General features: G+C 52.3%; 12 protein-coding genes, 1 tRNA gene and 3 rRNA genes. 13 read left to right on the top strand and 3 right to left on the bottom strand.

Annotation, left to right across the window (positions count from 1 at the left end; genetic code table 11):
* Positions 1-37 precede the first annotated feature (37 nt).
* The 7 genes from atpG to JYB85_RS18795 all read left to right on the top strand — a co-directional run bounded on the left by atpG (position 38) and on the right by JYB85_RS18795 (position 8948).
* The gene (gene atpG, locus JYB85_RS18825; RefSeq protein WP_207380514.1) at positions 38-898 is read left to right on the top strand and encodes a F0F1 ATP synthase subunit gamma; all 861 of its coding nucleotides are present in this window, start codon (positions 38-40) and stop codon (positions 896-898) included.
* A 37-nt stretch (positions 899-935) separates the two neighbouring features.
* Positions 936-2324, top strand: a complete 1389-nt coding sequence (atpD, locus tag JYB85_RS18820) for a F0F1 ATP synthase subunit beta (protein WP_207380513.1) — start codon at positions 936-938, stop codon at positions 2322-2324.
* Between the two features lie 35 nt (positions 2325-2359).
* Positions 2360-2785, top strand: a complete 426-nt coding sequence (locus JYB85_RS18815; RefSeq protein ID WP_207321425.1) for a F0F1 ATP synthase subunit epsilon — start codon at positions 2360-2362, stop codon at positions 2783-2785.
* Between the two features lie 209 nt (positions 2786-2994).
* On the top strand, positions 2995-4359 hold the full coding sequence (gene glmU, locus JYB85_RS18810) for a bifunctional UDP-N-acetylglucosamine diphosphorylase/glucosamine-1-phosphate N-acetyltransferase GlmU (protein WP_207380512.1): 1365 nt from the start codon (positions 2995-2997) through the stop codon (positions 4357-4359).
* Positions 4360-4512: 153 nt separating this feature from the next.
* Positions 4513-5277 carry a DeoR/GlpR family DNA-binding transcription regulator gene (locus JYB85_RS18805; protein ID WP_207380511.1) on the top strand — a complete coding sequence of 255 codons (765 nt, stop codon included), beginning with the start codon at positions 4513-4515 and terminating at the stop codon, positions 5275-5277.
* A 32-nt stretch (positions 5278-5309) separates the two neighbouring features.
* A complete protein-coding gene (glmS, locus tag JYB85_RS18800) occupies positions 5310-7139 on the top strand; it encodes a glutamine--fructose-6-phosphate transaminase (isomerizing) (protein WP_207380510.1) in 1830 nt (609 codons plus the stop codon).
* Between the two features lie 390 nt (positions 7140-7529).
* Entirely contained in the window at positions 7530-8948 is a 1419-nt protein-coding gene (locus JYB85_RS18795) for a DUF1996 domain-containing protein (protein ID WP_228730166.1), read from the top strand.
* Positions 8949-9025: 77 nt separating this feature from the next.
* Here the strand turns inward: JYB85_RS18795 and JYB85_RS18790 are convergent, their stop codons facing one another.
* The 3 genes from JYB85_RS18790 to JYB85_RS18780 all read right to left on the bottom strand — a co-directional run bounded on the left by JYB85_RS18790 (position 9026) and on the right by JYB85_RS18780 (position 10723).
* Complete coding sequence (locus JYB85_RS18790; protein ID WP_207321419.1) at positions 9026-9223, bottom strand: DUF2061 domain-containing protein; 198 nt, start codon at positions 9221-9223, stop codon at positions 9026-9028.
* A 157-nt stretch (positions 9224-9380) separates the two neighbouring features.
* Complete coding sequence (locus JYB85_RS18785; RefSeq protein WP_207325051.1) at positions 9381-10283, bottom strand: 1,4-dihydroxy-2-naphthoyl-CoA synthase; 903 nt, start codon at positions 10281-10283, stop codon at positions 9381-9383.
* 89 nt (positions 10284-10372) lie between these two features.
* Positions 10373-10723: a hypothetical protein gene (locus tag JYB85_RS18780; protein WP_207380509.1), complete on the bottom strand. Its 351-nt coding sequence runs from the start codon at positions 10721-10723 to the stop codon at positions 10373-10375.
* 89 nt (positions 10724-10812) lie between these two features.
* Here JYB85_RS18780 and ccoG point away from each other — a divergent pair, with 89 nt between their 5' ends.
* The 6 genes from ccoG (at position 10813) to JYB85_RS18750 (ending at position 19433) form a co-directional block, all read left to right on the top strand.
* A complete protein-coding gene (ccoG, locus tag JYB85_RS18775; RefSeq protein ID WP_207380508.1) occupies positions 10813-12237 on the top strand; it encodes a cytochrome c oxidase accessory protein CcoG in 1425 nt (474 codons plus the stop codon).
* Between the two features lie 489 nt (positions 12238-12726).
* A 16S ribosomal RNA gene (locus tag JYB85_RS18770) occupies positions 12727-14269 on the top strand.
* Positions 14270-14551: 282 nt separating this feature from the next.
* Positions 14552-17444, top strand: a 23S ribosomal RNA gene (locus tag JYB85_RS18765).
* Positions 17445-17723: 279 nt separating this feature from the next.
* Positions 17724-17839: ribosomal RNA gene (rrf, locus tag JYB85_RS18760) — 5S ribosomal RNA — on the top strand.
* The 16S, 23S and 5S rRNA genes sit together here with 1 tRNA gene alongside, the layout of an rRNA operon.
* A 23-nt stretch (positions 17840-17862) precedes the next feature.
* Positions 17863-17939: transfer RNA gene (locus JYB85_RS18755), tRNA-Asp, on the top strand.
* A 234-nt stretch (positions 17940-18173) separates the two neighbouring features.
* The gene (locus tag JYB85_RS18750) at positions 18174-19433 is read left to right on the top strand and encodes a mechanosensitive ion channel family protein (RefSeq protein ID WP_207380507.1); all 1260 of its coding nucleotides are present in this window, start codon (positions 18174-18176) and stop codon (positions 19431-19433) included.
* The last annotated feature ends 1 nt before the right edge of the window (position 19434 follow it).

Below are 19434 nucleotides of genomic sequence, written 5' to 3'. Positions count from 1 at the left end.
GTCTTAAGGCACCTCAGGTCCAGATTGGAGAGTAGAGATGGCCGGCGCAAAAGAGATTAAAACCAAGATCGCGAGTGTGAAAAACACTCAGAAGATCACGTCCGCCATGGAAATGGTGGCCGCCAGCAAAATGCGCAGAGCGCAGGATCGCATGGCTGCCAGCCGTCCATACGCGGAAAGCATGCGTAAGGTGATCGGTCACGTTGCCCTGGGTTCTCTCGAATACAAACACCCCTATTTGGAGGTGAGAGAGGCCAAACGGGTGGGCTACATAGTAGTAGCCTCAGACCGTGGCCTTTGTGGTGGTCTGAACGTCAACCTGTTCAAGCGGGTTGTCGCAGACGTGAAAAACTGGAAACAGCAAGGTGTTGATGTGGAGTTTTGCCCCATCGGTGCCCGCTCTGTGCAGTTTTTCAAAGCCTTTGGCGGTCAGGTATCGGCCCACGCCTCAGGTCTTGGCGATGCTCCCAAGCTCGCTGACCTGATCGGGACCGTACGCGTGATGCTGCAGGCTTACAACGAAGGCAAGCTGGATCGTCTGTACGTGGTATTCAACAAGTTTGTGAACACCATGACCCAGACGCCCGTGATCGAGCAGCTGCTACCTTTGCCAAAATCCGAGGATGATGACGTCGCTCATCACTGGGACTACATCTATGAGCAGGATCCGAAGGACCTTTTGGAAACCTTGCTGGTACGTTATGTGGAATCCCAGGTGTACCAAGGTGTTGTGGAAAACATCGCGTCCGAACAAGCTGCCCGTATGGTGGCAATGAAGGCCGCGACCGACAACGCCGGTACGCTGATTGACGATCTGCAACTGGTGTACAACAAGGCCCGTCAGGCTGCGATTACGCAGGAACTGTCGGAAATTGTGTCAGGCGCCGCAGCGGTTTAAGGCTTAGGTAACGAATACAAGTTTTAGAGGATTAATCATGAGCACAGGTACTGTTGTCCAAGTAATTGGCGCGGTTGTGGACGTAGAGTTTCCACAAGATGCCGTACCTCAGGTATATGACGCTCTGAAGATCACAGGTGAAGGCACCTGTAACGGCCTGGTGCTGGAAGTTCAGCAACAGCTCGGTGGCGGTGTGGTTCGTACCATCGCCATGGGTTCTTCAGATGGTCTGCGTCGTGGTATCGAGGTTGTAAACTCAGGTGCACCTATTTCCGTTCCTGTTGGTAAGGCCACTCTGGGCCGTATCATGAACGTTCTGGGTGAGCCTGTGGATGAAGCGGGCCCAATCGGTGAAGATGAGCGTTACATCATTCACCGTGAAGCCCCTTCATACGAAGATCAATCGAACACTACAGAACTGCTGGAAACCGGTATCAAGGTTATCGACCTGGTATGTCCATTCGCCAAGGGTGGTAAAGTAGGTCTGTTCGGTGGTGCGGGCGTTGGTAAGACAGTTAACATGATGGAACTGATCAACAACATCGCCAAGGCCCACTCAGGTCTGTCTGTATTCGCCGGTGTAGGTGAGCGTACCCGTGAAGGTAACGACTTCTACTACGAGATGGAAGAATCAGGCGTTCTGGACAAGGTAGCCATGGTGTACGGTCAGATGAACGAGCCACCAGGAAACCGTCTGCGTGTGGCCCTGACCGGTCTGACCATGGCCGAGAAGTTCCGTGACGAGGGTAAAGACGTACTGTTGTTCGTAGACAACATCTACCGTTACACCCTGGCCGGTACCGAAGTATCAGCTCTGCTGGGTCGTATGCCTTCTGCCGTGGGTTACCAGCCTACTCTGGCTGAAGAGATGGGCGTTCTGCAAGAACGTATCACTTCAACCAAGACTGGTTCTATCACCTCGGTACAGGCCGTATACGTACCTGCGGACGACTTGACCGACCCAAGCCCAGCCACCACCTTCGCCCACTTGGATGCGACCGTGGTACTGTCACGTCAAATCGCTTCTCTGGGTATTTACCCAGCGGTTGACCCACTGGATTCCACCTCTCGTCAGTTGGATCCTCTGGTTGTTGGCCAGGAGCACTACGATGTGGCTAACGGCGTACAGAACGTTCTGCAGCGTTACAAAGAGCTGAAGGACATCATCGCCATCCTGGGTATGGACGAACTGTCTGACGACGACAAGATGACTGTGTCACGCGCCCGTAAGATCGAGCGTTTCCTGTCCCAGCCATTCCACGTTGCGGAAGTGTTCACCGGTTCACCTGGTAAGTACGTATCCCTGAAAGACACCATTCGTGGCTTCAAGGGTATTCTGGAAGGTGAGTTTGACCACATTCCAGAGCAGGCGTTCTACATGGTTGGTTCAATCGACGAAGCCGTTGAGAAAGCCAACAAAAAGTAATCGGGCCCCAGCCTGAGTCTTAAATGGAGAACGCTATGGCCATGACAGTACATCTTGATATCGTAAGCGCGGAAACACGCATTTTTTCCGGTCTGGTAGAACATCTGCAAGTGACCGGTGGTGAAGGTGAACTGGGTATCATGCCCGGTCACGCCCCGCTGCTGACCTTTATCAAACCTGGCATGGTGCGCATCGTTAAGCAGCATGGTAAAGAAGAGGTGTTTTACCTGTCCGGCGGTCTGCTGGAAGTACAACCCAATTCTGTGTCTGTGTTGGCTGATGTGGCTTTGCGTGCCGAAGACATTGATGAACAGGCGGCTCTGGAAGCCAAACGCCGTGCGGAAGCCCACATGGCTGACGCTGGTGCCGATTTCAACTATGCCGCAGCCGCCATTGAGCTGGCCAAGGCCATCGCGCAACTGCGCGTGGTTGAAACCATCAAGAAGAACATTGCCAGATAAGGTGAATGTGTCCAAAAAAGGCGCCCCGGGGGCGCCTTTTTTATTGCTTCTTTTAGCTGTATGCCGATGGCTGCATGCAACTCTATTTACTGCAATCAGTTCCATGGCTTGATGTAGACAACCTTCGAGACAGAGTGCTGCTTCTGAATGACTGATTTTTTTCCTTGTCTCAGGTACACTTGCGCCAGCTTAGTGAGAAGGAAACCTGCATGTCACTCAATGTTGTTATTCTCGCAGCCGGGAAAGGTACCCGGATGCGTTCCGATTTGCCCAAGGTACTGCACAGCGTTGCCCATAAGCCCATGGTGCAGCATGTGATAGACACGGCCCGTGAGCTCAACGCCGATAAGATTAATCTGGTCTACGGTTATGGTGGTGAACTCCTGAGAACCAAACTCGGTGCGCAGCCACTGAATTTCGTGCTCCAGGCCGAGCAGCTGGGTACGGGGCATGCCGTGGCCCAGGCCATTCCACACATTGATGATAATGACACTGTGCTGGTGCTCTACGGCGATGTGCCGCTCACCCGCAAAGAAACCCTCGAAGCCCTGTTGGCAGCACGTCAACCTGACGGGGTGGCAGTGCTGACCGTGCATCTGGACAATCCCACCGGCTATGGCCGCATGGTGCGTGAAGGTGGCAAGGTCGTCGGTATAGTTGAGCAGAAAGATGCCAGCCCAGAGCAGCTTATGATCACCGAGATCAACAGTGGCATCATGGCCGTGCCGGGCAAAAAGTTGAAATCCTGGTTGGGCAGACTTGAGAACAACAACGCCCAGGGCGAGTTTTACCTGACCGACATTATTGCCATGGCCCACGCCGATGGCATCGCCATTGATACCGCCCATCCCGCCAATCCCATAGAGACCGAAGGCGCCAACAACAGGGTGCAGCTGGCGGCATTGGAGCGCGCCTATCAGGCCCGCCGCGCAGAGGAGCTGATGCTTGCCGGCGCCAACCTTCGCGATCCCGCCCGCATCGATATCCGCGGTGATGTCAGCGTGGGTATGGACGTAATGATAGACGTCAATGTGATCTTTGAAGGCAAGGTCAAGCTTGGCAATAACGTCACTATTGGGGCCGGTGCCATTCTTATTGACTGTGACATTGCCGACAACGCCGAAATTAAACCCTACAGCATCATCGAAGGTGCCAAGCTCGGCGATGCCGCCAGCGCCGGCCCATTTGCACGACTGCGTCCCGGCGCCGAGCTGCATAAAGACGCTCACATAGGTAACTTTGTTGAGATGAAAAAGGCGGTATTGGGCGAAGGCTCCAAGGCAGGACACCTGGCCTATCTCGGCGATGCCGAAATAGGTAAAGGGGTAAACATAGGCGCTGGAACCATCACCTGTAACTACGATGGCGCCAACAAGCATCTGACCGTCATCGAAGATGATGTGTTTGTCGGCAGCGATACCCAGTTGGTGGCTCCTGTGGTGATCCGCAAGGGCGCGACCCTGGGTGCCGGTTCTACCATTACCCGGGAAGTGGGTGAGAATGAACTGGTGATCACCCGGGTGAAGCAACGCCATATAGAAGGTTGGCAGCGGCCGGTGAAGAAGCCTAAATAACCGATAGAAAAGCGACGCCAAGGCGTCGCTTTTCATTTGTGCCTTCCTTTCGGGGTGTCCATTTACCGGAACAGAATTTTATCTTGTTTGACTGGTATTCCTGTTTCGTTTGTATATAATTTCTTTCGTTTCGAAACTTATGCGAAAGAATGGATGACAAAACGCAACACTCAGCAGCGCCGCCGCAGCATTATCGAACTTCTGAATGCCCAGGGTGAGGTGAATGTCGACCAGCTGGCAAGCGAGTTTGCCACCTCCGAAGTGACTATTCGCAAGGACTTGGCCGAGCTGGAAAAAGCTGGGCTGCTGTTTCGTCGTTATGGTGGCGCCGTACCTTTGCCCCAGGAGCTGAACGCCCAGGCGGTCGCTATTTCGCCGGCTAAGCTCGCTATAGCCAAAGAGGCCGCCAAGCTTATCCGGGACCATAACCGCATCATCATCGACTATGGCAGCACCACACTGGGGCTTATCCCTGAGCTAGCCAATCGTCGCGGCTTGGTGGTGATGACCAATTCCTTACAGCTGGCTAATGCCATTCACGAATTGGAGCAGGAACCGACGCTGCTGATGACCGGCGGCACCTGGGATCCCCATTCCGAAAGCTTTCAAGGGCTGGTGGCCGAACAGGTGCTGCGCTCTTACGATTTCGATCAACTCTTTATCGGTGCCGATGGCATAGACCTGAGCCGCGGCACCACTACCTTCAACGAACTTGTTGGCCTGTCACGTGTGATGGCCGAGGTGTCGCGGGAGGTTATTGTCATGCTGGAGTCCGACAAGATAGGCCGACGCATTCCCAATCTCGAGTTGCCCTGGAGCCAGGTCAGCGCAGTGGTCACAGACAACCTATTGCCCAAAGAGGCAGTGGCCACCATAGAGACCTATGGAGTGAAGGTGTATCTGGCAGACGTCCAGTAACTGTTTTTTTAGACCTTACGGAAAATACAAGCATGTGTGGAATCGTTGGCGCCGTAGCGCAAAGGGACGTGGCCGAAATTTTGCTCGAGGGCCTGCGTCGTCTGGAATATCGTGGTTATGACTCTGCCGGTATGGCGGTAATCAATAATGCTGAATTGAACCGTACCCGCCGGGTAGGCAAGGTGCAGGAACTGGCAGACGCTCTGGCTGCCGCGCCCTTGAGCGGCGGCACGGGTATCGCACACACACGCTGGGCAACCCACGGTGAACCCAGTGAGCGTAATGCCCACCCACATCTGTCCGAAGGCGACATCGCCGTGGTGCACAATGGCATCATTGAAAACCATGGCAAACTGCGCGAGATGCTCAAGGGGCTGGGTTATAGCTTCAGCTCGGATACCGACACCGAAGTGATTTGCCATCTGGTTCATCATGAACTCAAGAGCCAAGACACCCTGTTGGCAGCGGTTCAGGCCACGGTGAAGCAGCTCGAAGGCGCCTACGGCACTGTGGTGATTGACCGTCGCGACCCTGAGCGCCTGGTCGTTGCCCGCAGCGGCAGCCCGCTGGTGATAGGTTTTGGGCTGGGCGAAAACTTTGTGGCCTCGGATCAGCTGGCACTCTTGCCCGTGACCCGCACCTTCGCCTTCCTCGAGGAAGGGGATGTGGCCGAAGTGACCCGCCGTTCGGTCAGTATTTTCGACAGCCTGGGTAATCCGGTCGAGCGTGAAGCCAAGGAATCGGAAATCACCCATGATGCCGGTGATAAGGGCGAATACCGCCACTATATGCTCAAGGAAATCTACGAGCAGCCGCTGGCATTGACCCGGACCCTCGAAGGGCGCATCGCCAATCGTCAGGTGCTGGACAGCGCCTTTGGCGAGAAGGCAGAAACCTTCCTGAAAGATATCAAACATGTACAGATCATCGCCTGCGGTACCAGTTACCATGCGGGCATGGCGGCCCGTTACTGGCTGGAACAGTGGGCCGGAGTATCCTGTAATGTGGAAATAGCCTCCGAGTTCCGTTATCGCAAGTCGCATCTGTTCCCCAACAGCCTGCTGGTGACCATTTCCCAGTCCGGTGAAACCGCCGATACCCTGGCGGCCATGCGTCTGGCCAAGGAAATGGGTTATAAGGCGACCCTGACCATTTGTAATGCGCCGGGTTCTTCCCTGGTACGTGAATCGGATATGGCCTACATGATGAAGGCCGGTGCCGAAATCGGTGTGGCTTCCACCAAGGCCTTTACCGTGCAGCTGGCCGGTTTACTGATGTTGACCGCCGTGCTCGGTCGTCACAATGGCATGAGCCCTGAACTGCAAGCGGCCATAGCTCAAAGTTTGCAATCCATGCCGGCCAAGGTCGAACAGGCTCTGGGGCTGGATGATGCCATTGCCCAATTGGCGGAAGACTTTGCCGACAAGCATCACGCTTTGTTCCTCGGTCGCGGAGATCAATATCCCATCGCCATGGAGGGAGCACTCAAGCTAAAAGAGATCTCTTACATCCATGCCGAAGCCTATGCCTCGGGCGAGCTGAAGCACGGCCCTCTGGCACTGATCGATGCCGATATGCCTGTAATAGTGGTGGCGCCCAATAACGAGCTGTTGGAAAAACTCAAATCCAACGTCGAGGAAGTGCGCGCCCGTGGTGGCTTGATGTATGTGTTCGCCGACAAGGATGCTGAGTTCCAATCCGACGACACCATGAAGGTGATTCCCGTGCCCCACTGCGATGAGTTTATGGCGCCGCTGATATACACCATCCCCTTGCAGTTGCTGTCCTACCATGTGGCGCTGATTAAAGGCACGGATGTGGACCAGCCACGTAACCTTGCCAAGTCAGTGACCGTCGAATAACACGGGCAAAAAATAAACCTCCCTTCGGGGAGGTTTTTGTTTTTGCCCACCTTAATCCGCAGCCTTTATTCGTAGCTTTGTGCACTTTTACTCAACCTTTGCACAGGGTTGACGGAACTTTACATCCCAGCCACTAAGATGCAGTTAACCTTTTGACACAGAATGGTGGATCCTATGGCTGGCAAGTATTTGGGGTTAATGGGCCTCTTGTCCCTTTTGTTGATGGGGTGTGCACAGCATTCCCATCCACAACCAAAGCGCTTTTATTCCGATGTTGACATAGTGGTAGAACACGATGCGCCCGATATCTTAATTATCCATTCGAGGCCTGCTGCTGGAAAACCTTGTCGGCAGCATGGCGGTCACTGGCATTGTAAGCGGGGATAGATCATGAATAAGTCACTGTTTGTCTTTATTAGTGTTCTTACCCTCACGCTGAGCGGTTGCGGGTCATCAGAGGATAATTCGCCTTCATTGGATTCAGCATCACCGGCGGCTCCAACCTTTAAACTTAAACCTGAGTCAGTCACCCAGGAGGCTTTCGCAAAGTTTGAGTTTGTTGCCGACGATGCCGTGAACTTTGAGTGTCAACTCGACGGGGGCCATGTTACCGATTGTTCCAGTCCGTTATTTCTGTATCCATTGAGCCCGCAGGAACATCAATTGTTTGTTTGGAGCTTGGATATCAATGGCAAGCGGAGCGAGGTTGCTATTGCACAATGGCGTGTCAGCAGCGTCTTCTCTGGTGGATCCGGTACCGGTGTGCACGCTGATTTGGTGGCGACCGAGGTACAGCCAACATTGGCTGCAGAAGACAGTTGGCGCGGTATTTTCAGGATCAATTGTGATTTTGCCCACGCCGGTTACCACGATCCGATAGTCTTTCCCGGACAAGCCAATGCAGGACACTTACATCGCTTCTATGGCAATACGCTGGTGGATGAAAACACCGATACAAGATTGCTGCTGACAAGCGGGGAATCCAGTTGTCAGGGCAACGAGCTCAATCGCTCCTCTTATTGGATCCCGGCGCTGCTGGCTCCAAGCTATGACTTGCAAACCGGAGAGCGAATGCTTGATGCGCAAGGGGAGCCTGCTTGGCACGTGGTTCCCGCTGTGGTTGGTAATGACGAAGAGGCACATGAGATATTTTATTATTCGGCAGGGGTTGATGATCTTGAGTCCATTCAAACTATTCCTCTGGGATTGAAGATGGTTGCCGGCAATCATATGGCGCAACCCGGCAATGAGCAGGACAGTGCGGTTGTTCGCTGGCATTGTCAGTCATGGGAGTCCACTGATGCCGGAAATCCCCGTTGGAGCACCGGGATCCCCGAATGCCGGGAACCGGATAGATTGAGGATGGATATCTTTTTCCCCAGTTGCTGGAATGGCGTGGATCTCGACTCCTATGATCACAAGAGTCACCTTGCATATCCTATCAATACCGGTGGCCCGCAGGGCAGTGTTTGCCCCGCAAGCCATCCGGTGCCGATTATTAGGGTCAGTTTTCATTATGCTTTTGGTGTCAAACCCGAAGTCTCCGACCCCGAGACCAACAGCAGCAGAGGCTGGCGTTTAGCTTCAGACAGATATGAGGTTACGCCGTTTACGCCGGGGGGAATGTCTTTACATGGTGATTGGTTTAATGCTTGGCATCCGGAAGTGTTGGAGACAGTGCTTAAGGAGTGCATACAACAAAGGCTGGACTGCCATGATGGGAACTTGGCCAACGGATTTCGCTTATCTGGTACTCGTCCCGGCACCCAATCGGAGGCAGCTGTTATTAATATGGGATTGGGATACTGACTCTGGAAACAGTTGAGATTTTTGCAGTGTGGTCGGTTAATAGGCTTCGCTAAAAGCTTGCCAAATTTATCGAACATTTAGCCAGGTTGTTTTAATACAGCCCTGTTGGATTCTATCCGCTTCCAGACTTTTTCATGGAAGTAAAACACCACGGTATTAATCGTCGGCTCAATCAGGGCAACGGCGCCACCGATAAGCAGGCTGCCGGTGAGCAAATACGTGATGCTGAAGGCCACACCAAAGTGCAGCATGGCAAAGGTCATGGTCTTTAACACAGTGGCATCCCCAATTGATGATTTGATATAGATGATAATCGTTATCATTTGCGTGTAAAGTAGAATTGTTCAATTGAGGTAAACGAGGCAGCCGATTAAGACAAAAGACGCAGCTTTAAGCTGCGTCTTTTGTGGCTCTGATTAAAGAGTTCGACAATCAATAGTGCCAGGGGAAGCGGGAATAATCCTGATCGCGCTTTTCCAAAAAGGCATCACGGCCTTCACGGGCCTCATCCGTACCATAGGCCAGGCGGGTGGCTTCACCGGCAAACAGCTGTTGACCCACCAAGCCATCGTCCGGCAGGTTAAAGCCGTACTTGAGCATGCGCATGGCGGTTGGGGATTTGGAGTTGATCTCTTTGGCCCAGCGCAGTGCTTCGGTCTCCAACTCGGCATGGGGGATGGCGCGATTCACCATGCCCATAGCAACAGCCTCCTCGGCACTGTAATTGAAGCCAAGGAAAAATATTTCCCGGGCCCGTTTTTGCCCCACCATTTTGGCGAGATAAGCACTGCCGTAGCCAGAGTCAAAGCTGGCCACGTCCGGATCGGTCTGCTTGAACACCGCGTGCTCTTTTGAGGCCAATGTCAGGTCACAGACTACATGCAGACTGTGGCCACCACCGACGGCCCAGCCGGGGACAACGGCTATCACTACCTTGGGCATAAAACGGATCAGTCGTTGTACTTCGAGGATATGTAAGCGCCCCATCCGTGCCACATCGGCACTGCCGGGTTCGGCACCTTCGTATTTATAACCGTCTTTGCCGCGAATACGCTGATCGCCGCCGGAGGAGAAGGAGTATTGTCCCTTGGCCGACGGACCGTTACCCGTCAGCAGTACGCAACCTACATCGGACCATTGCCTGGCGTGATCCAGGGCGGTATAGAGCTCGTCTACTGTCTTGGGGCGGAAGGCGTTAAGGCAATCCGGCCGGTTAAAGGCAATGCGAACGGTACCCTGATCTTTGGCCCTGTGATAGGTGATGTCTTCAAATTGAAAACCTTCGACGGGAGCCCAGAGTTCCGGGTCGAAAATATCAGAAATTTGTGTGGTCATAGGCTTACCTGATGATGGCCAAAAATAGAACTACGGCTTTGGTGTTGTAGCCCAAAGGAGCAATTATTTGCCAGAGAAAATTGTCTTTATTACAGGTGATCGCACAAATACAGCAAATTTTCGCTACTGAAAATCGGATGGGTGGCATTGGAAGAGCCACAGTATTCTTCCTTGAAGTCTTTAAGGGAATCTTCGTTAAATAGTACGGAGTTAAATTCACTCAGTTCAGAGGGGGTAAACCTATCTGCCAGCTCGCTTTTAAGCTTAGCAATATTCCTGTCGACACGAATGACTCTGGTACTGGTCATGGCATCCAGCTTGCGCTCGATTTTCTTTAATATCTCTTCGGTTTGGGCTATCGGCTCATCCAGCTTATCTGTCTCTGTGTACAGGTAATAAAGGCCTCCGGCGACCAGCGCCAGGATTATCCATCCTTTCATCTTGTGATCCATTCGAGTGAATAAGGCGGTACATTGAGGGTATAATATGCCAGTTTGTAAGCAATGATAAAGCAGTAAAGGCTGTAGATATGAATAAGGAATCCAAGCAAAAGGATTATTCCAAGGCCGAAAGAATCAAGATTCATCAGCCTGATGCTTCCAAAGCCGATCGTTTTAACCCCCGCAACCAGATTTATGTGCGGGCAGTGGATGGTTTGTGGACCAGACTCAGGCGCAGGCTGGGTTGGGTGGCCATGGCGTTTTTTCTGGTGCTGCCCTGGTTGCCCTGGGGGAACCGGCAAGCCGTCTGGTTTAATTTGGCTGAGCAAAAATTTCACGTATTCGGCCTGACCATCTGGCCACAGGATCTGACCTTATTGGCGGCGCTATTCATGATTGCCGCTTTTGCCTTGTTTTTTGTCACTACCTACCTGGGCAGGGTCTGGTGTGGTTTTACCTGTCCGCAAACCGTGTGGACTTTTATTTTCATTTGGTTTGAAGAAAAGCTTGAAGGCCCCCGTAACAAGCGCATCAAGATGGACCAGATGCCCTGGGACTTTGATAAGGTGTGGCGTAAAACAGCCAAGCACAGTGCTTGGCTGTTGATCTCTTTCATTACAGCCATGACCTTCGTGTCTTACTTTGTGCCTTCAAGGGAAGTTTATCCCGATGTCCTGATGCTTAATGCCAGTGGTGCCGTCTATTTCTGGGTTATCTTTTTTACCTTCGCTACCTATGGCAATGCCGGTTGGATGCGGGAAATCATGTGCATCCACATGTGTCCCTACGCCAGGTTCCAGGCTGCCATGTTCGACAAGAACACCTATATAGTGGGATACGACGTCAAACGTGGCGAAACCCGGGGACCTCGTTCACGTAAGGCCGATCCCAAGGAGCTTGGGTTGGGTGACTGTATCGACTGCGATCTCTGTGTGCAGGTCTGTCCTACCGGTATAGATATCAGGAACGGGTTGCAATACGAATGCATCAACTGTGGTGCCTGTATTGATGCGTGCGATCAGACCATGGACCGTATGGGGTATCCAAGAGGTCTTATCAATTACACCACCGAAAGCAAGCTCGAAGGCAAGCAAGAAAAGGTCATGAGACCCAAGCTGGTGGGTTATGGCGTCGTACTGAGCATAATGATCCTGGTGTTCATCTATGCTGCCGCAACCATTTCACCATTGCGAATCGATGTGATAAGAGATCGTAATGCCCTGTATCGCGAAAATAACCAGGGATTGATTGAAAACACCTTTACGTTAAAAATCCTCAATAAGACAGAGCAAAAGCATAACTATCTGTTGAGCGTGGAAGGTTTGAATGATTACCGTTGGTATGGTGAACAACAGGTTACCGTAGAGGCCGGTGAGGTGATGACCTTGCCCATCAGTGTTGCGGTTGACCCGGTCAATCTGTCCGGCACCATGACGGATATCAGTATCAGGATAGTCAGCCTGGATGACGCCAAGGTTGAGACCCGGCAGGAAACCCGGTTCTTTGGACCTTAACAGGGGTTGGAAGTTGTAAAAAGGGGCAAAATGCCCCTTTTTTGTGCTTTTCGTTCATGAATTGAACGTACGACTCGAAACGGACAGTTTTCTGTAAAAAAGCTCTTGCGTAAAAAGCGCGGCTGCCTATAATGCGCATCCACTGACACGGCAGGCAGCGCAAGGCGCGGCGGCAAGTGAAAGTGGTCGGAGTGAAGCTCCGGCAGCGTCGAAAAAAAGTTTGCAAAAACAGCTTGACGCGAAAACGGGGTTCTGTAGAATACGCAGCCCTGACCCGCTGAGAACTCGGTGGGATGCCCAAGCGGCACCGTTCTTTAACAAGTTATTAAGACAAGCAAATCTGTGTGGACACTCGCAGAGCTGATGACATCGACAACGATATTCATCAGTGAATGATGTCCATGCAAACATGCAGTTTGCGACTGTTTACAGTTGCAAAATCGACAGAATTCATTGAGCAGTTTGGCGTAAGCCAAACACCAAAACTTTTAATTGAAGAGTTTGATCATGGCTCAGATTGAACGCTGGCGGCAGGCCTAACACATGCAAGTCGAGCGGTAACACAAGGGAGCTTGCTCCTGAGGTGACGAGCGGCGGACGGGTGAGTAATGCCTGGGAACTTGCCCATTCGAGGGGGATAACAGTTGGAAACGACTGCTAATACCGCATACGCCCTACGGGGGAAAGCAGGGGAACTTCGGTCCTTGCGCGAATGGATAGGCCCAGGTGGGATTAGCTAGTTGGTGAGGTAAAGGCTCACCAAGGCGACGATCCCTAGCTGTTCTGAGAGGATGATCAGCCACACTGGGACTGAGACACGGCCCAGACTCCTACGGGAGGCAGCAGTGGGGAATATTGGACAATGGGCGCAAGCCTGATCCAGCCATGCCGCGTGTGTGAAGAAGGCCTTCGGGTTGTAAAGCACTTTCAGTGGGGAGGAAAGGTTGTAGGTTAATACCCTATAGCTGTGACGTTACCCACAGAAGAAGCACCGGCTAACTCCGTGCCAGCAGCCGCGGTAATACGGAGGGTGCAAGCGTTAATCGGAATTACTGGGCGTAAAGCGTGCGCAGGCGGTTTGTTAAGCGAGATGTGAAAGCCCCGGGCTCAACCTGGGAATTGCATTTCGAACTGGCAAACTAGAGTCTTGTAGAGGGGGGTAGAATTCCAGGTGTAGCGGTGAAATGCGTAGAGATCTGGAGGAATACCGGTGGCGAAGGCGGCCCCCTGGACAAAGACTGACGCTCAGGCACGAAAGCGTGGGGAGCAAACAGGATTAGATACCCTGGTAGTCCACGCCGTAAACGATGTCTACTCGGAGTTTGGTGTCTTGAACACTGGGCTCTCAAGCTAACGCATTAAGTAGACCGCCTGGGGAGTACGGCCGCAAGGTTAAAACTCAAATGAATTGACGGGGGCCCGCACAAGCGGTGGAGCATGTGGTTTAATTCGATGCAACGCGAAGAACCTTACCTACTCTTGACATCCAGAGAACTTGGCAGAGATGCCTTGGTGCCTTCGGGAACTCTGAGACAGGTGCTGCATGGCTGTCGTCAGCTCGTGTTGTGAAATGTTGGGTTAAGTCCCGCAACGAGCGCAACCCTTATCCTTACTTGCCAGCGGGTCATGCCGGGAACTTTAGGGAGACTGCCGGTGATAAACCGGAGGAAGGTGGGGACGACGTCAAGTCATCATGGCCCTTACGAGTAGGGCTACACACGTGCTACAATGGTCAGTACAGAGGGTTGCGAAGCCGCGAGGTGGAGCTAATCCCATAAAGCTGGTCGTAGTCCGGATTGGAGTCTGCAACTCGACTCCATGAAGTCGGAATCGCTAGTAATCGTGGATCAGAATGCCACGGTGAATACGTTCCCGGGCCTTGTACACACCGCCCGTCACACCATGGGAGTGGGCTGCAAAAGAAGTGGGTAGCTTAACCTTCGGGGGGGCGCTCACCACTTTGTGGTTCATGACTGGGGTGAAGTCGTAACAAGGTAGCCCTAGGGGAACCTGGGGCTGGATCACCTCCTTACCTAAGCGATGCGTCGCACTGTTGAGTGTTCACACAGATAGGTTTGTCTTAAAACCTGCATTATCGAAAGATGATGTTGCTCTTTAACAATTTGGAAAGCTGATAGTAGAAACTGGACCCTCTCTTAGAGATGGATTCAGTTAATACAAAAATTGAGTTCTCAAACACTTCAATCAAGTGTTTTGGGTATTCTTCAAGGCGGGTCCATTTCCTACCCTGGAAATGAGACCAAGTAAAACCAGCTGGTCGCAACAGCTCAAGTGAAACTCATTTGGGTTGTATGGTTAAGCGACTAAGCGTATACGGTGGATGCCTTGGCAGTCAGAGGCGATGAAGGACGTAGTAACTTGCGAAAAGCGTTGGTGAGGTAGTAACAACCGTTATAGCCAGCGATGTCCGAATGGGGGAACCCGGCAGCATAAGCTGTCATCACTACATGAATACATAGTGTAGTGAGGCGAACGAGGGGAACTGAAACATCTAAGTACCCTTAGGAAAAGAAATCAACCGAGATTCCCTAAGTAGCGGCGAGCGAACGGGGATTAGCCCTTAAGTCTTTGGGGTGTTAGTGGAATGTGTTGGAAAGCACAACGGTACAGGGTGATAGTCCCGTACACGACAACTAACCAGAGATGAAAACGAGTAAGGCGGCACACGTGATATGTTGTCTGAACATGGGGGGACCATCCTCCAAGGCTAAATACTCCTGACTGACCGATAGTGAACCAGTACCGTGAGGGAAAGGCGAAAAGAACCCCTGTGAGGGGAGTGAAATAGAACCTGAAACCGTATACGTACAAGCAGTGGGAGCGGTTCTTGAGACCGTGACTGCGTACCTTTTGTATAATGGGTCAGCGACTTACATTTAGTAGCGAGGTTAAGCGAATAGCGGAGCCGTAGGGAAACCGAGTGTTAACTGCGCGTTTAGTTGCTAGGTGTAGACCCGAAACCCGGTGATCTAGCCATGGGCAGGTTGAAGGTTGAGTAACATCAACTGGAGGACCGAACCGACTAATGTTGAAAAATTAGCGGATGACTTGTGGCTGGGGGTGAAAGGCCAATCAAACCGGGAGATATCTGGTTCTCCTCGAAAGCTATTTAGGTAGCGCCTCGGACGAACACCTTTGGGGGTAGAGCACTGTTAAGGCTAGGGGGTCATCCCGACTTACCAACCCTTTGCAAACTCCGAATACCAAAGAGTGCTATCCGGGAGACAGACGGCGGGTGCTAACGTCCGTCGTCAAAAGGGAAACAACCCAGACCGTCAGCTAAGGTCCCAAAGTAATTGCTAAGTGGGAAACGATGTGGGAAGGCTTAGACAGCTAGGATGTTGGCTTAGAAGCAGCCATCATTTAAAGAAAGCGTAATAGCTCACTAGTCGAGTCGGCCTGCGCGGAAGATGTAACGGGGCTAAGCAATTCACCGAAGCTACGGGTGTGCACGATAACGTGTACGCGGTAGAGGAGCGTTCTGTAAGCCGTTGAAGGTGAAGGGGTAACCCACACTGGAGGTATCAGAAGTGCGAATGCTGACATGAGTAACGATAAAGGGGGTGAAAAACCCCCTCGCCGAAAGACCAAGGGTTCCTGTCCAACGTTAATCGGGGCAGGGTGAGTCGACCCCTAAGGCGAGGCCGAAAGGCGTAGTCGATGGGAAACGGGTTAATATTCCCGTACTTCTGCTAACTGCGATGGAGAGACGGAGAAGGCTAGGCCAGCACGGCGTTGGTTGTCCGTGTTTAAGGTGGTAGGTGGTGTGCTTAGGCAAATCCGGGCACACATACACCGAGAGCTGATGACGAGGTGCTACGGCACTGAAGTGGTTGATGCCAGGCTTCCAGGAAAATCTTCTAAGCTTCAGGTTAGCAGGAATCGTACCCCAAACCGACACAGGTGGTCGGGTAGAGAATACCAAGGCGCTTGAGAGAACTCGGCTGAAGGAACTAGGCAAAATGGTACCGTAACTTCGGGAGAAGGTACGCTGCTGTTGGTGGAGGGACTTGCTCCCCGAGCTGACGGCAGTCGCAGATACCAGGTGGCTGCAACTGTTTATCAAAAACACAGCACTGTGCAAACTCGCAAGAGGAAGTATACGGTGTGACGCCTGCCCGGTGCCGGAAGGTTAATTGATTGGGTTATCGCAAGAGAAGCTCATGATCGAAGCCCCGGTAAACGGCGGCCGTAACTATAACGGTCCTAAGGTAGCGAAATTCCTTGTCGGGTAAGTTCCGACCTGCACGAATGGCGTAATGATGGCCACGCTGTCTCCAGCCGAGACTCAGTGAAGTTGAAATTGCGGTGAAGATGCCGTATACCCGCGGCTAGACGGAAAGACCCCGTGAACCTTTACTATAGCTTGGCACTGAACATTGACCCTACATGTGTAGGATAGGTGGGAGACTTTGAAGCGGGAACGCCAGTTCTCGTGGAGTCGTCCTTGAAATACCACCCTTGTAGTGTTGATGTTCTAACCTGGGCCCCTAATCGGGGTTAGGGACAGTGCCTGGTGGGTAGTTTGACTGGGGCGGTCTCCTCCCAAAGAGTAACGGAGGAGCACGAAGGTTGGCTAAGTACGGTCGGACATCGTACGGTTAGTGCAATGGCATAAGCCAGCTTAACTGCGAGACAGACACGTCGAGCAGGTACGAAAGTAGGTCATAGTGATCCGGTGGTTCTGAATGGAAGGGCCATCGCTCAACGGATAAAAGGTACTCCGGGGATAACAGGCTGATACCGCCCAAGAGTTCATATCGACGGCGGTGTTTGGCACCTCGATGTCGGCTCATCACATCCTGGGGCTGAAGTCGGTCCCAAGGGTATGGCTGTTCGCCATTTAAAGTGGTACGCGAGCTGGGTTCAGAACGTCGTGAGACAGTTCGGTCCCTATCTGCCGTGGGCGTTGGATGATTGAGGGGAGTTGCTCCTAGTACGAGAGGACCGGAGTGAACGAACCGCTGGTGTTCGGGTTGTCATGCCAATGGCATTGCCCGGTAGCTACGTTCGGAATCGATAACCGCTGAAAGCATCTAAGCGGGAAGCGAGCCCCAAGATGAGTCATCCCTTGGACCTAGAGTCCACATAAGAGCCGTTCGAGACCAGGACGTTGATAGGTCAGGTGTGTAAGCGTTGTGAGGCGTTGAGCTAACTGATACTAATGACTCGAGAGGCTTAACCATACAACCCAGATGGGTTTTACTGAAAATGTTCTACTTTAAAAATGCTCCAAGCATTTAAAGTATTTCCTACATCCTTGTAGGTCACCACATTTTCCAGCACTTCCTCCTTCCCTGGAGGTCGTACGTAAGAATATCCAAACTTGATTGAAGTCGAGACTCAAGGCTCGTAAGAGCAGCAGCTTTCCAAATTTAGGAACGAATTTATCAAATACATCCTTGTATTTGACCCTAACGGGCCGCGCTAAAGCGCGTTTAAAATTTGTTCCATACAATTTTATGTCTGGTGACAATAGCATTGTGGTCCCACCTGATCCCATTCCGAACTCAGAAGTGAAACGCAATCGCGCCGATGGTAGTGTGGGGTTTCCCCATGTGAGAGTAGGTCATCGCCAGACGCCTAATTTGGGCCTAGCCCAAAGGAGCGGTAGTTCAGTTGGTTAGAATACCGGCCTGTCACGCCGGGGGTCGCGGGTTCGAGTCCCGTCCGCTCCGCCAACATAAAGACGAAAGCCTCTGCAGCAATGCAGAGGCTTTTTTCGTAATGGTGTATTGCATAATCCCCCCCAACTACGTGCTTATAAGCATATCGCTAACGCGGTATTCGCCCGCCAACATCATACTTCCCTTTGCCTGCCAGAGCCTTGATAGCTGTCTGATACTCATATTGAAACAGCAACCGTGTCACAGTTGATGCTACACTGGCCTGCAGTTATCAACAGAGGTTTTATCGTGAACAGTGAGATTCAAGTTCAGCTTGCCAGCTGGCTGTCCGGGTTGGGAGTGGATGCCGATATGTCTGCAACGGCGTCGGTGTACGGCATGATGTTGCTGACACTCTTGGTTGCCTTATTGGCCTACGTTTTGGTGCGTCGAGGTGTAGTGCGCGCCATGAATTTGGTGATTAAGCGTTCCAGAGTCACCTGGGATGATGTCTTTATGCGGCATCGGGTGCTGGAGAAGTTGTCCTTACTGGTTCCCGTGTTGGTGTTGGATACTGCGGTCCCGGTAATTTTTTCCGGTCACCCCTTGTTGCTCAGTTTGGCGGGACGATTGCTGGAAGTGACCATGGTGGTGCTGTTGGTTCGTGGTGCCTATTCCGGTTTGGATGCGGTCAATGAAGTTGCCGATTTACGCGATATCAGCCGTCGGCTGCCGATAAAAAGTGTGGTGCAGCTCATCAAGTTGTTTCTGTTCTTTATCGCATTGATTGTGGCCATTTCTGTCTTGGCGGATCAATCACCCGTCTATTTCCTCAGTGGCTTGGGCGTAGCGACAGGTTTGGTGATGTTGGTGTTCAAGGACACCATTTTGGGCTTCGTTGCCGGTATCCAGTTGGCTGCCAATCGCATGGTCAGCAAGGGCGACTGGATCCAAATGGACAAATACGGTGCCGATGGCTCAGTTGAAGAGGTATCGCTGACCACGGTTAAAGTGCGTAATTGGGACAATACCATCACCATGATCCCCGCTTATGCCCTGGTTTCCGATGCTTTTCGTAATTGGCGCGGTATGTCTGAATCAGGTGGTCGCAGGATCAAACGCGCATTGCATTTGGACATCAGCAGTATACGTTTCCTCACCGAGGCTGACAGGTTAAGGCTCGGACGTATCAATCATTTGAAAGAGTATTTGTCCGGTAAGGAGCAGGAACTCGCCGAGGCCAATGCCAGCGTGGCGGATGCGGATATGCCGGTGAATGGCAGGCGGCTGACCAACGTTGGGACCCTGCGGGCCTATCTGACCGAGTACCTGCGTCGCCATGAGAAGATTCACAAGGACATGACGTTAATGGTACGCCAGTTGGCACCTACCACCGAAGGGCTGCCACTGGAGCTTTATATTTTTACCAACGATACCCGCTGGGTTTATTACGAGGGTATTCAGGCGGATATCTTTGATCATATCCTGGCCATATTGCCTGAATTTGATTTACGAGCCTTCCAGAATCCGACCGGTAACGATATCCGCAGTCTGAAGGCGGTGAGTTAGA

This window comes from Shewanella sedimentimangrovi (genome assembly GCF_017354965.1).
Taxonomy (GTDB): Bacteria; Pseudomonadota; Gammaproteobacteria; order Enterobacterales; family Shewanellaceae; genus Shewanella; species Shewanella cyperi.
Note: the sequence above shows the minus strand (reverse complement) of the source record. Positions and strands in the feature narration are given on the sequence as shown.

What these genes read in the sequence shown, in the direction of transcription:
- atpG (WP_207380514.1), top strand. Translation starts at nt 38, where the DNA reads ATGGCCGGCGCAAAAGAGATTAAAACCAAGATCGCGAGTGTGAAAAAC.
- atpD (WP_207380513.1), top strand. Translation starts at nt 936, where the DNA reads ATGAGCACAGGTACTGTTGTCCAAGTAATTGGCGCGGTTGTGGACGTA.
- JYB85_RS18815 (WP_207321425.1), top strand. Translation starts at nt 2,360, where the DNA reads ATGGCCATGACAGTACATCTTGATATCGTAAGCGCGGAAACACGCATT.
- glmU (WP_207380512.1), top strand. Translation starts at nt 2,995, where the DNA reads ATGTCACTCAATGTTGTTATTCTCGCAGCCGGGAAAGGTACCCGGATG.
- JYB85_RS18805 (WP_207380511.1), top strand. Translation starts at nt 4,513, where the DNA reads ATGACAAAACGCAACACTCAGCAGCGCCGCCGCAGCATTATCGAACTT.
- glmS (WP_207380510.1), top strand. Translation starts at nt 5,310, where the DNA reads ATGTGTGGAATCGTTGGCGCCGTAGCGCAAAGGGACGTGGCCGAAATT.
- JYB85_RS18795 (WP_228730166.1), top strand. Translation starts at nt 7,530, where the DNA reads ATGAATAAGTCACTGTTTGTCTTTATTAGTGTTCTTACCCTCACGCTG.
- JYB85_RS18785 (WP_207325051.1), bottom strand. Translation starts at nt 10,283, where the DNA reads ATGACCACACAAATTTCTGATATTTTCGACCCGGAACTCTGGGCTCCC.
- JYB85_RS18780 (WP_207380509.1), bottom strand. Translation starts at nt 10,723, where the DNA reads ATGAAAGGATGGATAATCCTGGCGCTGGTCGCCGGAGGCCTTTATTAC.
- ccoG (WP_207380508.1), top strand. Translation starts at nt 10,813, where the DNA reads ATGAATAAGGAATCCAAGCAAAAGGATTATTCCAAGGCCGAAAGAATC.